The organism is Klebsiella sp. FDAARGOS_511 (assembly GCF_003812845.1).
GTDB classification, from domain to species: Bacteria; Pseudomonadota; Gammaproteobacteria; order Enterobacterales; family Enterobacteriaceae; genus Klebsiella; species Klebsiella grimontii.
Map to the genome: position 1 here is coordinate 1,427,047 of NZ_CP033824.1, position 14,180 is coordinate 1,441,226.

Sequence of the window (14,180 nt, forward strand, 5' to 3'; positions counted from 1 at the left end):
GCGCCGCAACTGGCGCCTTGACTTTATCCCCATCCAGGACATTAAACACGACGGTCAGCGCCGGGTGTACTGGCCTGGGTATGGGCAAAAAAATGCCGGGGACACCCCCGGCAAAAAGAGAGAATGAGACTACTTCCGGCGCCAGGTGGTACCCTGCGGGCCATCTTCCAGCACAATGCCCATCTCGTTCAGACGGTCACGCGCGGCATCCGCCGCCGCCCAGTCTTTCGCTTTACGCGCGTCCAGACGCTGCTGGATCAAAGACTCGATTTCCGCCACTTCCCCGTCGTCCGCCTGCGCGCCGCTCTGCAGGAACGCATCTGGCTCCTGTTCGAGCAGACCCAGCACCGAAGAGAGCTTACGCATATGCGCCGCCATCGCGTTGGCCGCGGCGGTATCTTCGGTCTTCAGACGGTTAACCTCACGGGCCATATCGAACAGCACCGAATAAGCTTCCGGGGTGTTGAAATCGTCATCCATCGCTTCGATAAAGCGCGCTTCAAACGCCTCGCCGCCGGACGGCTCTGCGGTTTTATCGGTTCCGCGCAGCGCCGTATACAGACGCTCCAGCGCGGAACGGGCCTGCTTTAAGTTCTCTTCGCTGTAGTTCAGCTGGCTGCGATAGTGGCCGGACATCAGGAAGTAGCGAATGGTCTCCGCGTCGTAGAACTTGAGCACGTCGCGCACGGTGAAGAAGTTGCCCAGCGATTTTGACATTTTCTCACGGTCAACCATTACCATCCCGGAGTGCATCCAGTAATTCACGTACTCGCCGTCGTGGGCGCAGGTGGACTGAGCGATTTCGTTTTCATGGTGCGGGAACATCAGATCCGACCCGCCGCCGTGAATATCAAAATGGTTGCCCAGCTGCTTGCAGTTCATCGCGGAGCACTCAATGTGCCAGCCCGGACGGCCCGCGCCCCACGGCGACGGCCAGCTCGGCTCGCCCTCTTTCGACATCTTCCACAGCACAAAGTCCATCGGGTTATGCTTGACGTCGACAACATCAACGCGCGCGCCGGCCTGCAGCTGGTCGAGATCCTGACGCGACAGCTGACCGTAGTTCGGATCGGTCGGTACATCGAACATCACATCGCCGTTATCGGCGACATACGCGTGGCCTTTGGCGATCAGCTGCTCGGTGATCTCAATGATTTCCGCAATATGGTGGGTAGCACGCGGCTCCATATCCGGGCGCAGGATATTCAGCGCGTCGAAATCTTTGTGCATCTCGGCAATCATGCGATCCACCAGCGCCACAAAGCTTTCGCCATTTTCATTAGCACGCTTAATGATTTTGTCGTCGATATCGGTGATATTACGCACGTACTTTAGCTTATAGCCCAGGAAACGCAGGTAGCGCGCGACCACATCGAATGAGACGAAGGTACGGCCATGGCCGATGTGACAGAGGTCGTAAACGGTAATACCACACACGTACATGCCAACTTCCCCGGCATGGATAGGTTTAAATTCTTCTTTTTGGCGCGTCAGTGTATTAAAAATTTTTAACATCGAAGATTCCGTGTAGACGTGTGTGGATGTAAGTCGCGTATTCTAACCTTAATTCAACCCCGAAGCAGCACACATTGCAAGGTGATCCAGCCCCGCGGTTATGCTATAACAGCCCCCTATATCTCACCCGACTCCGGGTGCAGGCACCACAATCATCGGAACAGGATGCAAAAATGGTTACTTTCCACACCAATCATGGCGATATCGTAATCAAGACGTTTGACGACAAAGCGCCGGAAACAGTTAAAAACTTCCTGGACTACTGTCGTGAAGGTTTTTACGACAACACTATTTTCCACCGTGTTATCAATGGCTTCATGATTCAGGGCGGCGGTTTTGAGCCGGGTATGAATCAGAAAACCACCAAATCCCCTATTCAGAACGAAGCGAACAACGGTCTGAAAAACACCCGCGGTACGCTGGCGATGGCCCGTACCCAGGCGCCTCACTCCGCCACCGCGCAGTTCTTCATCAACGTCGCCGATAACGACTTCCTGAACTTCTCCGGCGAAAGCCTGCAGGGTTGGGGCTACTGCGTATTCGCAGAAGTCGTTGAAGGTATGGACGTGGTCGACAAAATCAAAGCGGTATCCACCGGCCGCAGCGGCATGCACCAGGATGTGCCGAAAGAAGATGTGGTGATCAAAAGCGTTACCGTCAGCGAATAATTCGTGGCGACGCTTTTTATTGCGGATTTGCATCTGCAAACGGAAGAACCGGCGATTACCGCCGGTTTTCTGCGTTTTTTACACGGGGAAGCCCGCCAGGCTGACGCCCTGTATATCCTCGGCGACTTGTTTGAAGCCTGGATCGGCGATGACGATCCGAACCCGCTGCATCGGCAAATTGCCGCTGCGCTTAAAGCGTTAGCTGAGTCCGGCGTCCCCTGCTACTTCCTCCACGGCAACCGCGATTTTCTCGTCGGTCAGCGCTTTGCCCGCGAAAGCGCCATGACCCTGCTGCCGGAAGAAAAGCTTCTCGACCTCTACGGACGCAAAGTGCTGATTATGCACGGCGATACCCTCTGCACCGACGACGCGGGCTATCTGGCGTTTCGCGCGAAAGTCCACAACCCGTGGATCCAGCGCCTGTTTCTGGCCCTGCCGCTGTTTATCCGCCGCCGTATCGCCGCCAGAATGCGCGCCGACAGCAAAGCGGCCAACAGCAGCAAGTCGATGGCGATTATGGATGTCAATCCGCAGGCGGTAGTTGACGTCATGGAGAAACATCACGTCCAGTGGCTGATTCACGGGCATACGCACCGCCCTGCCGTCCATTCCCTGGAAGCCAACGGCAAAACTGCGTATCGGGTGGTGCTCGGCGCCTGGCATCACGAAGGCTCTATGGTCAAAGTGACCCCAGAAGATGTTGAGCTGATTCATTTTCCTTTCTAGCCCCCGGCAGGCACTATCTCATGCCGCCCTGGGACTGGCGCTGGTTTTTACTTTTTGCCTGCGCCACCGCCGCTCATAACCGACGAGTTTCATCCAGTGACGACGAGACATAAGACGGCTAGCCATGCGCACGCAACCGTTTTCCTTGCCGGAAGTTCATGCTATTCTCTGTGGCCTCTAAAGCAGTGTGCAACACACCCACAGGAGTTTTAAGACGCATGTCTTCCCGCAATAATTCGGCGCGTATCGCCATCGTGATGGGGTCCAAAAGCGACTGGGCTACCATGCAGTTTACCGCAGAAATCCTTGATGCCCTGAACGTTCCGTACCATGTCGAAGTGGTCTCCGCCCACCGCACGCCCGATAAACTGTTCAGCTTCGCCGAAGGCGCGGAAGAAAACGGTTTTCAGGTGATTATTGCCGGTGCTGGCGGCGCGGCGCATCTGCCGGGCATGATTGCGGCGAAAACGCTGGTGCCGGTGTTAGGCGTACCGGTGCAGAGCGCGGCGCTGAGCGGCGTTGACAGTCTCTACTCCATCGTCCAGATGCCGCGCGGCATCCCGGTTGGCACGCTGGCGATAGGTAAAGCCGGCGCCGCTAACGCCGCCCTTCTGGCGGCGCAGATCCTTGCCCAGCATGATGCCGAACTGCACCAGCGCCTCAGCGCCTGGCGCCAGGCGCAGACCGATGACGTGCTGGATAACCCGGACCCGCGGGGTGCGGCATGAAACAGGTTTGCGTTCTCGGTAACGGCCAGCTAGGCCGTATGCTGCGTCAGGCCGGCGAGCCGTTGGGTATTGCGGTCTGGCCGGTTGGTCTGGAAGCCGACCCGGAAGCGGTGCCGGTACAGCAAAGCGTGATCACCGCAGAGATTGAACGCTGGCCGGAAACCGCGTTGACCCGCGAGCTGGCGCGTCATTCCGCCTTTGTTAACCGCGACGTCTTCCCGATTATCGCCGACCGTCTGACGCAAAAGCAGCTGTTCGATAAGCTGGCGCTCGCTACCGCGCCGTGGCAGCTTCTGGCGGATAAAGGCGAGTGGCCGGCGGTATTCGCCCGTCTTGGGGAGCTGGCTATCGTTAAGCGCCGCGTCGGCGGCTACGATGGCCGCGGCCAGTGGCGTTTGCGGGAAAATGAAACCGCGCAGCTGCCGGAGGATAACTACGGCGAGTGTATCGTTGAGCAGGGCATTAATTTCTCCGGCGAGGTGTCGCTGGTTGGCGCCCGCGCACGGGACGGCAGCACGGTCTTCTATCCGCTGACCCGCAACCTGCATCAGGACGGTATTTTACGCGCCAGCGTCGCTTTCCCGCAGGCCAACGCCCGCCAGCAGGCACAGGCGGAACAGATGCTGACGGCGATCATGAATGAGCTGGGCTACGTTGGCGTGATGGCGATGGAGTGTTTCGTCACTGCCGATGGCCTGCTGATTAACGAACTGGCGCCGCGCGTGCACAACAGCGGCCACTGGACGCAGAACGGCGCGTCGATTAGCCAGTTCGAACTGCATCTGCGGGCGATCACCGATCTCCCCCTGCCGCCGCCGGTGGTGAACAGCCCGTCGGTCATGATCAACCTGATCGGTACCGATCTGAACTATGACTGGCTGAAGCTGCCGCTGGTGCATCTACACTGGTACGACAAAGAGGTGCGTCCGGGTCGTAAAGTCGGCCACCTGAACCTGACCGACAGCGATACCGACCGCCTGAGCGCGACGCTGGAAGCGCTGAAGCCGCTGCTGCCGCCGGAATACGCCAGCGGCATCGTCTGGGCGCAGGCGCAGCTGGCGTAATCCTCTCTCCTTTATCCCGGCTTGCGGCGCGCTGCGCCTTAGCCGGGCTACCAGACCAACATTCATTCGCCCCGTAGCCATTCAACCAAATCCGCAAACCGCACGACTCCCTGGCGCCGCCACCGTGGAAAGAGCGCAGGAAATTTCAGCGTCTGCACGTCGCTTGATTTCGCCTGTGCATCAGGGCTTGATGCAGGTTCCCGCCAGCCCGGCGAGAGTATCATCGATGCGCGACAGCGCGCCAATCCACGCCCGCTTGCCCCGACGGCGCACGTAGCCGCTTACCGCCGCGATTTTCGGTCCCATCGCGCCGTCGTCGCGGGCAAAAGGCGCCAGCTCTTCCGGCGTCGCTTCGCGGATCGGTCGCTGCATGGGAGTGCCCCAATGTTCATATACCGCATCCGCGTCAGTCAGGATCACCAGGCCATCGGCATCAATCTGCTCCGCCAACAGCGCGGCGGCGAGGTCTTTATCGATGACCGCCTCTGCGCCCTGCCCGTTCTCAAGCACCGGAATTCCGCCGCCGCCGCAGCATATCACCACGTGCCCCTCGCCCAGCAGGCGCTCAATCGACTCGCTCTCCTCAATCCTCACCGGCGTCGGCGAAGGCACCACCCGACGCAGATATTTACCGTCGCGCTTCATCCTCCAGCCGTATTCGTCTTCCAGCTGTTTTTGCAGCTCCGGATCGTAAACCGGACCGATAAACTTCTCCGGCGTCGAAAAGGCCGGATCGTTTGACGCTACCGCAATGCGGGTCATCACCGTCGACACCGGCGGCATGGGTGATTCCTGCGCCAGGCGCTGGGCCAGCATATAGCCAATCATGCCCTGGCTCTCCGCGACCAGCACGTCCAGCGGATAGGGCTCAACGTCGCCGTAGGCCAGATTCTGCAGCGCCAGCAACCCCACCTGCGGCCCGTTGCCGTGCACAATGGCCAGCCGGTAGTTTTTCGCCAGACGCGCCAGCGCGGGAACCGCACTATCGATATTGCGGTACTGATTTTCTACGGTCAGCGCTTCCCCGCGCTGTAATAAAGCGTTGCCGCCAAGGGCAACAACCAGCGTTTTCATAAAAAGTCCTTAGATAAGATGTTGCGCCAGCCAGAATCCCAGAAGCGTGTCGGCGCCGGAGGTATGCCCCATCGCCAGCAGAGCTTCGACGGCGGGTTCAATTCGTCGTCCACGTTGCAGAGCGTGTACAAAATGCATCAGCGGCGAGGCGAAACGTCCCATGCTGGCGTAGCGTAAATAGTTGACGCTCACCTGGGTGGTGGCCGCGTGCAGATCGCCGGAGGCGCGGAAAAAAGCTCTTCCGCCGCAGGGTAACATTCGCCCCGCGCGCCATGCCGCCAGCATCATGCCGATCAGCATGTCGTCCAGGCTCGGCGTCAGGCCTGGTCCCTTGCCCAACCACAGGCGCCAGTCGACGGCGTTGCCGGCCAGCGCGGAGGCAAAACAGTGGCGCAGCTGCCGCAGCTCAGGCTGCTGCGGCAGATCGATAGCCTGCGACAGCGGCCCAAACAGCCCGGTCTCCTCCGGACGATTTACTAGCGCTGTCGGCAGGTCGGCGCCGTTAGGCTGACGGCGGAGCCACAGGGAGCAGCGCCTGCGCGGCGGCATCAGCAAAAGATCGCCGACCTGAATACCGTCATTCCGCGCTATCGGCGACGCTCCCGCCCGCAGCGCCGCGTGCAGCCGGATAAAATCACCATGGCGAACAACCCATCCGCCAGGGCTCACCCCCTGCCCCCGATGATGCAGCGTCAGCAGCGCGCCGCCTTCAACATAGAGGTTAATCGTGCGCCGCCAGAGGCCGCCGGTTCGCCACGGTTGGCGATGATCCGGCGCATCAACGCTGCCTATCAGCGGACGAATCCTCTCCATCGCGCTACCTCAGCTCACGCCCAGCTCGTCCGCCAGCGCTTCCAGCGCCTGCTCGAAACAGGCCAGCGGCGCTCTGACGGTCCCGGCGCCAATCTGGCCGATCCCCGCTTCTTTATGGGCGATCCCGGTGTTAATGAGCGGAGTAATACCGGTTTCAACCACCCGGCGAATATCCAGCCCAAGGCAGGCGCCCTGGAAATCCCAGCCCGGAATCTGCAGCTGCATATTGCGCTCGAGGAAGATTTCCGCCATCTCCTCCGAAACGGATTTCGCCGCCTCCATTCCGCCAGCGCCGACAAAGCGGGTCACCCCCGGCGCCGCGATCATCGCCGCGCCGCCGATGCCGAAGGTTTCGGTGATGGCGCTGTCGCCCATATCCGGGTTGGCCTGTTCCTGAGAGAAACCGCTAAAGAACAGCCCCTGCGGCGTATTCACCGGCGCGGTAAACCAGCGATCGCCCAGCCCGCTGACGCGAATACCGAACATATCGCCGTTGCGGGTCATCGCGGTGACGATACTGCCTGCGCGAATTTGCGCCCCGGCATCCATCGCGGATTTACAGTAGGCCATCGCCAGGTTGAGGAAAAACTGATCGGTAATGGCGAGGAAATCCATGACTTCAGCAATCTGCTGTTTGTCGATATTAAGCCGTGCCAGATGCGGCGCCAGCGTACGCATTAGCAGCGCGGAGGTGGCGATATTGCGCTGGTGGAACTCATCGCCCATGGTGATGCCCTGAGCCATCATCGCGGTCAGGTCAATACCGCGCTCCATCTGTTTCAGCGCCGCGCTAAGGATCGGCATCAGCACATCGCGCATCCAGCGCAGGCGCTGCTGCACGTCTTCGCCGTAGGCGCCGAAACGCATCACCTTGCCAATGCCTTCGTTCAGGTTGCAATACGCGCGGTTGCCTTCGGCGATGTTCTCCACCACCAGCATCGGCATATTCGGCGACGTAATCCCCCCCATCGGCCCCACGGCGTTCACGTGGTGGCAGGGAATAAAAGAGATTTCGCCGCATTCGAGCATAGCGTGGGCCGTCTTTTCATCCTGCGCCCAGCCTTCAAATAAGCATGCGCCAACGCAGGCTCCTTTCATCGGGCCGGTCATCTCCTGCCAGCGCATCGGCGGCCCGGCATGGAGCAGCGTTCTGTTCTTGTTTAGCGCTTCAATCAGAGAACCCGCCGGCTGCACATCCAGCCAGTGCGGGCGTGCATTACGAATTCGTTCTATTACTGCGTCATTGGCCTGCGCCACTGATGTAAACATAGAGACCTCTTATTGCAAACGTTCTAATAAACGAGCCAGTTTCTTATTTCCCCCGGCGATCGGCGCCCACTGGTAGTGAACAACCGACGTTCCGGCGGACTGTAAATCGAGCGCAAAGCTGCGCAGGCCGGCGTTAATCACCGCCACGCCGTCCAGCAGGCTGGCGCGCGGGGTCGGCGCGGCTTTGCGCTGCGGGCTAATCAGTGCGACGGCAAGCAAAGTGGCTTCCGGGAGACTATCGACCACCACGATCCCCGCATCTTCAAGCTCGGCAATCTGACGGGAACGGCCCTGCGGATCGCTTTCGGTCCCGGTCACCGTGGCGATAACGTGCAGCGGATATCTGTCGTCCCTGACCGCCCAGGCCCGCAGGCATGCTTCAACCAGCGAGGCGGCCGGATCGGCGGTGGCGCCATAGCCAATCACCACGTCCAGCAGCAGTACTCCTACCTGAGTTTGCTCGCCGAGTTCGGCAATCAGCTGGTTGCGCAGAGAGGGATCGATCATCGGATGCGGGCGGCCAACGGTGTAAAAATCATCGCCGAGATCGACGACCCGGTGGCCCTGCGCGTTGAGCATCAGGCCCTGCGGATGATGCGCATCGGGGGCGATGCGCAGCCGTTCAGCCAGCAGTCCGGCGGATTCCGCCGCCAGCGTGCCGCCGGTATATAAACCGCGAATCTGCATGCCCGTTGCCGCAGGCAGGGATTGCTGGTGTCGCACGACCCGCGCCAGCAGGCAGGCCAGACGCCCGGCCTCGTCAAGCGTGCGGGCAAACCAGACGTTTTCATCGCGCAGCGTGTCTGGCACATAGCCGAGGAATAGCGCGACTACCGGTTTACCGCTGCGCTTCATGCCGCCAATCACCTTCAGGCGTACCGCCTCGGCGGGAGGCTTAGAAACAAAAGCCAGCACCTGGCTCTGCTCATCATGGGTCAGCATTTCCAGGGCCGTTTGCGCGCTGAGGCCGCCCACTTCGGCGCTCAGGTCTCGACCGCCAAGACCAATCGCATGGCTGATCCCTTCGCCGCCGAGCACAATCTGCGAGACCAGTTCCTGAATACCGGTACCGGACGCGCCAATTACGCCGATATTGCCGTCCGGCGTGACGTTGGCGAAAGCCAGCGGGGTGCCGGCGATCGAAGCGGTGCCGCAGTCCGGCCCCATCACCAGCAGCCCTTTGTCGCGGGCGCGGGTTTTCAGGGCGATTTCATCTTCCAGCGTGACGTTGTCGGAGAAGATCATCACGTTTTTCTCGCTGCTGAGCGCCTGATGGGCAAGCTCCGCGGCGTACTCCCCGGCAACGGATATTAAGGCCATATTGGCCTGCGGCAGCTTCTGCGTTGCGCTTTGCCAGCGGCGAACCACGCTCAGGCTCTGGCTTTGCCCGCTCCCCTGCGCCAGGGCGGCCAGAGCTTCATCAAGACGGGCGATAATCATTTCCGTCACCGACGCATCCGCACAATCGGCGCGAATCGCCACGCAAATATCATTCGGCGTCGCCGCGGCAAAATCGTCGTGCCAAAAGCCGGTGGTTTCCAGCAGCGATTTATTTGCCGGTGTCCCCATCATCACCGAAACATCGTCGACATTTTCCGACTCGCTCAGCTTGCGCGAAATAATCATTAAGCTGACTGAATCCTGAAAACAGCCCTTTTTAATAAAGGCATGGATCATAATAACTCCCCAATAATTGCACCCATTGCAATTGAATGAGCATGGATAATCTGCAATCAGGCTAACGAGATAACGTGGCCGTCGGCGTGACCAAAATCACATCAAATTTATTACACAACGTTTTTAAATAAAGCCCAGTACATTAGCAGGGGGTTTTTAACGAATAGATTGACGGGGTTATTTCTGATAAATCTATAGTGATTATTAAATAAAATCTAACACTATATATTTACCAATACAGATCACAATTTAAGTTTATTTTCCCCGTATTTTATTGGTCAGTCAGGCTCTACACCGTCGTTAAAAGGAAGACAGATGAAAGTCAGTCGGGAAACACTTCATCAGCTTATTGCTAATAAGCTGAACACAGCAGGGCTTACTCGTCATCACGCGGATATTATTGCCGATGTGCTGGTTTATGCCGATGCAAGAGGCATTCATTCGCACGGCGCGGTACGCGTTGAATATTATGCGGAACGTATTTCAAAAGGCGGAACTAACCGTCAACCCAACTTTACCTTTGAAAAAACCGGCCCCTGCAGCGGTATTTTGCATGCCGATAACGCCGCTGGTCAGGTCGCCGCCAAAATGGGCATGGAGCACGCGATAGCATTAGCCGAGGAAAACGGCGTGGCCGTGGTCGGCATTCGGCGCATGGGCCACAGCGGCGCCATCTCTTATTTCACCCGGCAGGCCGCCCGCGCCGGGTTTATCGGGCTTTCGCTATGTCAGTCAGACCCGATGGTCGTACCGTTTGGCGGGGCGGAAATCTATTACGGCACCAATCCGCTGGCCTTCGCCGCGCCCGGCGTGGGCGATGATATCATCACCTTCGACATGGCCACCACGGTGCAGGCCTGGGGAAAAATTCTCGACGCCCGCTCGCGCCATGAAACCATTCCCGATAGCTGGGCGGTGGATAAAAACGGCGCGCCGACCAGCGATCCTTTTGCCGTTCACGCCCTGCTTCCGGCAGCCGGCCCGAAAGGCTACGGCCTGATGATGATGATCGACGTCCTCTCCGGCATTTTGCTCAACCTGCCCTTCGGCCGCCAGGTCAGTTCGATGTACGAAAACCTGAGCCAGGGACGCGAGCTGGGCCAGCTGCATATCGTCATCAACCCGGCATTTTTCTCCTCCAGCGCGCTATTCCGCCAGCATATTAGCGACACCATGCGTGAATTAAACGCCATTACGCCAGCGCCCGGATTTAATCAGGTTTATTACCCGGGGCAGAACCTGGATATCAATGAGAAAAACAGCGCCGTCAACGGTATCGAGATCGTGGATGAGATTTATGACTATCTGCTTTCTGACGCTTTATATCACCGCTCTTATGAAACCCATTCCCCGTTTGCTCAATAAATTAAAATACAGGAGTTGCGTATGGCTCATTATTTTCGACAGGCAATTGAAGAAACATTGCCCTGGCTTTCCTCTTTCGGCGCCGACCCGACCGGAGGCCTGACCCGTCTGCTCTATTCGCCGGAATGGCTGCAGGCGCAGCAGGCGTTCAAACAAAAGATGAGCGAGAGCGGCCTGGAAACCCGCTTTGATGAAGTCGGCAACCTGTATGGCCGACTGCCCGGCACGCGCTTTCCCGATGAGGTTATCCTCAGCGGTTCGCATATTGATAGCGTCGTCAACGGCGGCAATCTTGACGGTCAGTTCGGCGCGCTGGCGGCCTGGCTGGCGGTACGCTGGCTAAAAGAGACCTACGGCGCGCCGCTGCGTACCGTCGAGGTTCTGGCGCTAGCGGAAGAAGAAGGTAGCCGCTTTCCTTACGTCTTCTGGGGCAGCAAAAATATCGTCGGTATCGCTAACCCGGCAGACGTGCGCGAGATTAAGGACGCCAAAGGCGTGGCGTTTGTTGAAGCCATGAAGCAGTGCGGATTCACTCTGCCCGCCGCCCCGCTGGCACCGCGCCGGGATATTAAAGCCTTCGTCGAACTGCATATCGAGCAGGGCCGGGTTCTGGAAACCAACAAGCAGTCCATCGGCGTGGTCAACGCCATCGTCGGACAGCGGCGCTACACCATCACCCTCAACGGCGAGTCTAACCATGCCGGCACGACGCCAATGGGCTACCGCCGCGACACCGTTCAGGCTTTCAGCCGCATTTGCTGCGAATCTATTGCCAAAGCAAAGGCCCACGGCGACCCGCTGGTACTCACCTTCGGTAAAGTCGACCCGCAGCCGAATACCGTTAACGTGGTGCCGGGTAAAACGGTTTTCACCATGGACTGCCGCCACACCGATGCCCTTGAGTTAACGGCATTTACGGAAGTGATTGAAGCCGATATGCGGCGGATCTGCCAGGAAATGGAGATTGGCATTGAGGTCGACCTGTGGATGGATGAGGCCCCGGTTCCGATGGATAAAAAGCTGGTCGCCCAGCTCACCGCGCTTTGTGAGAAAGAGAAGGTCAATTTCCGCGTGATGCACAGCGGCGCGGGCCACGACGCGCAAATTTTCGCCCCCTGCTTCCCGACCTGCATGATATTTATGCCGAGCATCAATGGTATCAGCCATAACCCGGCGGAAAGTACGCATATCGAGGATCTGGCGGAAGGCGTGAAAACGCTCGCCTTAATGCTGTATCAACTGGCCTGGACTGAATAAGGAAAAGAGAATGGGTTATTTAAATAATGTGGTTGGCTATCGCGATGATTTACTGGCCAGCCGTTCCATCGTGCGCCACGGCAATTATGCGCTGCTGACGCCGGACGGTCTGGTCAAAAACATCATTCCGGGTTTTGCTCATTGCGATGTGACCATTCTGTCGACGCCGAAATTAGGCGCCAGCTTTGTCGATTATCTGGTCACGCTGCATGAAAACGGCGGCAATCAAAGCGGCTTCGGCGGCGAAGGGATTGAGACCTTTTTGTATGTGATTGAAGGTGAAATCACCGCCGGGGCGCAAGGCAAAAGCTTCCCACTAACCAAAGGCGGCTATATTTACTGCCCGCCGGGCGAGCAGGTCACCTTCATCAATAACTACTCAGGCGACAGCCAGCTGTTTCTCTACAAGCGCCGCTATATTGCGGTTGAGAATCACGCCCCTTATCTGGTTACCGGCAACGTCAGCCAGTTGGAGCGGATTCAGTATGAAGGAATGGAAGACGTTATCCTGATCGATTTCCTGCCAAAAGAGCTGGGCTTCGATATGAACATGCATATTCTCTCCTTCGAGCCAGGGGCCAGCCACGGTTATATTGAAACCCACGTGCAGGAGCACGGCGCCTATATTCTTTCCGGCCAGGGGGTATATAACCTCGACAACAACTGGGTGCCGGTGAAGCAAGGCGACTATATCTTTATGGGCGCTTATTCACTGCAGGCGGGATACGGCGTTGGGCGCGAAGCGTTCAGCTATATCTACTCGAAAGATTGCAACCGCGACGTTGAGATCTGATTGTCACTGATTAAATTCACCTTTTTTGTTTAGCTATGTTGGATTTTGCCACGGTGAGAACCGTGGCATTTTTTATTCAGCCAGGCATGTTCTGCCCAAGCTTGATGGCGCAGGCAATATTGCGCGCACAGGCGTAGAGGTTGTGCTCGCCGCGCTCCAGCACCTCGGCCAACGGCGCCAGCGCGGGAAGAATGCTAAACACCGCGTCAATACCGTGCTGATGCACCGCTTCAACGCCGTCACCCAGCACGCCGGCGATACCGATAACCGGAATGCCGTGCTTTTTGGCAATCCGCGCCACGCCAACCGGCGCTTTGCCACCAACGGTTTGTGAATCCATTCGTCCTTCGCCGGTGATCACCAGGTCCGCATCGCGCAACGCCGCCTCCAGATGAACCGCTTCCAGCACAATATCGATGCCCGATTTCAGCGTAGCATTAAGGAAAACCCGGGCCGCCGCGCCCATTCCTCCGGCCGCGCCGCCGCCCACCATCGCCGCGACATCCTGACCGGTAGCCGCCAGCAGTACCTGAGCGTAGTTTTGTAACCCGCGCTCCAGAACGGCAACCATTTCTAAACAGGCCCCTTTTTGCGGACCAAAAACCGCCGCCGCGCCGCGTTCGCCGAGCAGCGGATTATCAACGTCACAGGCCACCTCAATCCGGCAATCATGAAGGCGCGGCTCGAGGCCGCTTAGGTCTATTTTTGCTAACCGTTGTAACGCCCCGCCGCCGAGGCCGACGCTCTCGTCGTGCTCATCCAGAAAGCGCACCCCCAGCGCCTGGGCCATGCCCATGCCGCCATCCACCGTGGCGCTGCCGCCGATACCGAGAATAATATGGCGAACGCCAGCGTCCAGCGCGTGGCGAATCAGCTCGCCGGTGCCGTAGCTGGTGGCCCGCAGAGGATTACGTTCCCCGGCGGGAACCAACATCAGCCCGCTGGCCGCCGCCATCTCAATAAATGCGGTTTGCCCATCGCCGCTCAGGCCATAAAACGCCCCGACAAAATTGCCCATCGGCCCCATCACCGGCAGCATCACCATTTTGCCCTCGGTGGCCTCAACCATTGCCTCAACCGTCCCCTCGCCGCCGTCGGCGATCGGCAGGCAGACGCAATCCGCCTGCGGGAAAATTGAGACAAAGCCCGCCTTTATCGCCTGGGCGCAGCGGCTGGCGCTGACGCTCTCTTTGAAAGAGTCCGGTGCAATAATAATTTTCATTGTTCATCC

Annotated in this window: 13 protein-coding genes; 7 read left to right on the plus strand and 6 right to left on the minus strand. The window is 58.6% G+C overall.

The features are described from left to right. Positions 1-129: 129 nt before the first annotated feature. Positions 130-1,515, minus strand: coding sequence for a cysteine--tRNA ligase (cysS, locus tag EGY08_RS07965; RefSeq protein WP_004130082.1), 1,386 nt, complete (start codon positions 1,513-1,515; stop codon positions 130-132). Positions 1,516-1,688: 173 nt separating this feature from the next. Between cysS and ppiB the strand changes: the two genes are divergently transcribed. The 4 genes from ppiB (at position 1,689) to purK (ending at position 4,701) form a co-directional block, all read left to right on the plus strand. Continuing rightward, positions 1,689-2,183 (plus strand): peptidylprolyl isomerase B, encoded by a 495-nt coding sequence (ppiB, locus tag EGY08_RS07970; RefSeq protein ID WP_004130079.1) that lies wholly within the window; start codon positions 1,689-1,691, stop codon positions 2,181-2,183. A gap of 3 nt (positions 2,184-2,186) precedes the next feature. Continuing rightward, positions 2,187-2,909, plus strand: coding sequence for a UDP-2,3-diacylglucosamine diphosphatase (gene lpxH, locus EGY08_RS07975; RefSeq protein WP_004130069.1), 723 nt, complete (start codon positions 2,187-2,189; stop codon positions 2,907-2,909). A 218-nt stretch (positions 2,910-3,127) separates the two neighbouring features. Continuing rightward, the gene (gene purE, locus EGY08_RS07980; RefSeq protein ID WP_004130058.1) at positions 3,128-3,637 is read left to right on the plus strand and encodes a 5-(carboxyamino)imidazole ribonucleotide mutase; all 510 of its coding nucleotides are present in this window, start codon (positions 3,128-3,130) and stop codon (positions 3,635-3,637) included. Next, on the plus strand, positions 3,634-4,701 hold the full coding sequence (gene purK, locus EGY08_RS07985) for a 5-(carboxyamino)imidazole ribonucleotide synthase (protein WP_004130057.1): 1,068 nt from the start codon (positions 3,634-3,636) through the stop codon (positions 4,699-4,701). Before purE ends, purK begins: the two co-directional genes overlap by 4 nt. A gap of 180 nt (positions 4,702-4,881) precedes the next feature. On the opposite strand, the gene EGY08_RS07990 is transcribed toward purK, so the two are convergent. From EGY08_RS07990 to EGY08_RS08005, 4 genes are read right to left on the minus strand one after another with little or no spacing between them, the layout of a single operon-like run. Continuing rightward, positions 4,882-5,775: a carbamate kinase gene (locus tag EGY08_RS07990; RefSeq protein ID WP_049112239.1), complete on the minus strand. Its 894-nt coding sequence runs from the start codon at positions 5,773-5,775 to the stop codon at positions 4,882-4,884. A 9-nt stretch (positions 5,776-5,784) separates the two neighbouring features. Further along, the gene (locus tag EGY08_RS07995; protein ID WP_004130053.1) at positions 5,785-6,588 is read right to left on the minus strand and encodes a DUF2877 domain-containing protein; all 804 of its coding nucleotides are present in this window, start codon (positions 6,586-6,588) and stop codon (positions 5,785-5,787) included. A gap of 9 nt (positions 6,589-6,597) precedes the next feature. Further along, positions 6,598-7,857, minus strand: a complete 1,260-nt coding sequence (locus tag EGY08_RS08000) for a DUF1116 domain-containing protein (protein WP_004130052.1) — start codon at positions 7,855-7,857, stop codon at positions 6,598-6,600. Between the two features lie 9 nt (positions 7,858-7,866). Further along, complete coding sequence (locus EGY08_RS08005; protein WP_004130050.1) at positions 7,867-9,534, minus strand: acyl-CoA synthetase FdrA; 1,668 nt, start codon at positions 9,532-9,534, stop codon at positions 7,867-7,869. Between the two features lie 315 nt (positions 9,535-9,849). Here EGY08_RS08005 and allD point away from each other — a divergent pair, with 315 nt between their 5' ends. The 3 genes from allD to allE are packed head-to-tail and all read left to right on the plus strand — an operon-like array spanning position 9,850 to position 12,949. Continuing rightward, positions 9,850-10,899: an ureidoglycolate dehydrogenase gene (gene allD, locus EGY08_RS08010; protein ID WP_004130048.1), complete on the plus strand. Its 1,050-nt coding sequence runs from the start codon at positions 9,850-9,852 to the stop codon at positions 10,897-10,899. A 21-nt stretch (positions 10,900-10,920) separates the two neighbouring features. After that, a complete protein-coding gene (allC, locus tag EGY08_RS08015; protein ID WP_049112235.1) occupies positions 10,921-12,156 on the plus strand; it encodes an allantoate deiminase in 1,236 nt (411 codons plus the stop codon). A gap of 10 nt (positions 12,157-12,166) precedes the next feature. After that, positions 12,167-12,949 (plus strand): (S)-ureidoglycine aminohydrolase, encoded by a 783-nt coding sequence (allE, locus tag EGY08_RS08020; protein WP_112165777.1) that lies wholly within the window; start codon positions 12,167-12,169, stop codon positions 12,947-12,949. A gap of 76 nt (positions 12,950-13,025) precedes the next feature. Here the strand turns inward: allE and glxK are convergent, their stop codons facing one another. Continuing rightward, positions 13,026-14,171: a glycerate 3-kinase gene (gene glxK / locus EGY08_RS08025; RefSeq protein WP_112165779.1), complete on the minus strand. Its 1,146-nt coding sequence runs from the start codon at positions 14,169-14,171 to the stop codon at positions 13,026-13,028. Between the last annotated feature and the right edge of the window lie 9 nt (positions 14,172-14,180).

Bases quoted from the DNA above. Each gene is read 5' to 3' on its own strand.
- cysS (WP_004130082.1), bottom strand. From the start codon at position 1,515: ATGTTAAAAATTTTTAATACACTGACGCGCCAAAAAGAAGAATTTAAA.
- ppiB (WP_004130079.1), top strand. From the start codon at position 1,689: ATGGTTACTTTCCACACCAATCATGGCGATATCGTAATCAAGACGTTT.
- purE (WP_004130058.1), top strand. From the start codon at position 3,128: ATGTCTTCCCGCAATAATTCGGCGCGTATCGCCATCGTGATGGGGTCC.
- purK (WP_004130057.1), top strand. From the start codon at position 3,634: ATGAAACAGGTTTGCGTTCTCGGTAACGGCCAGCTAGGCCGTATGCTG.
- EGY08_RS07990 (WP_049112239.1), bottom strand. From the start codon at position 5,775: ATGAAAACGCTGGTTGTTGCCCTTGGCGGCAACGCTTTATTACAGCGC.
- EGY08_RS07995 (WP_004130053.1), bottom strand. From the start codon at position 6,588: ATGGAGAGGATTCGTCCGCTGATAGGCAGCGTTGATGCGCCGGATCAT.
- EGY08_RS08000 (WP_004130052.1), bottom strand. From the start codon at position 7,857: ATGTTTACATCAGTGGCGCAGGCCAATGACGCAGTAATAGAACGAATT.
- EGY08_RS08005 (WP_004130050.1), bottom strand. From the start codon at position 9,534: ATGATCCATGCCTTTATTAAAAAGGGCTGTTTTCAGGATTCAGTCAGC.
- allD (WP_004130048.1), top strand. From the start codon at position 9,850: ATGAAAGTCAGTCGGGAAACACTTCATCAGCTTATTGCTAATAAGCTG.
- allC (WP_049112235.1), top strand. From the start codon at position 10,921: ATGGCTCATTATTTTCGACAGGCAATTGAAGAAACATTGCCCTGGCTT.
- allE (WP_112165777.1), top strand. From the start codon at position 12,167: ATGGGTTATTTAAATAATGTGGTTGGCTATCGCGATGATTTACTGGCC.
- glxK (WP_112165779.1), bottom strand. From the start codon at position 14,171: ATGAAAATTATTATTGCACCGGACTCTTTCAAAGAGAGCGTCAGCGCC.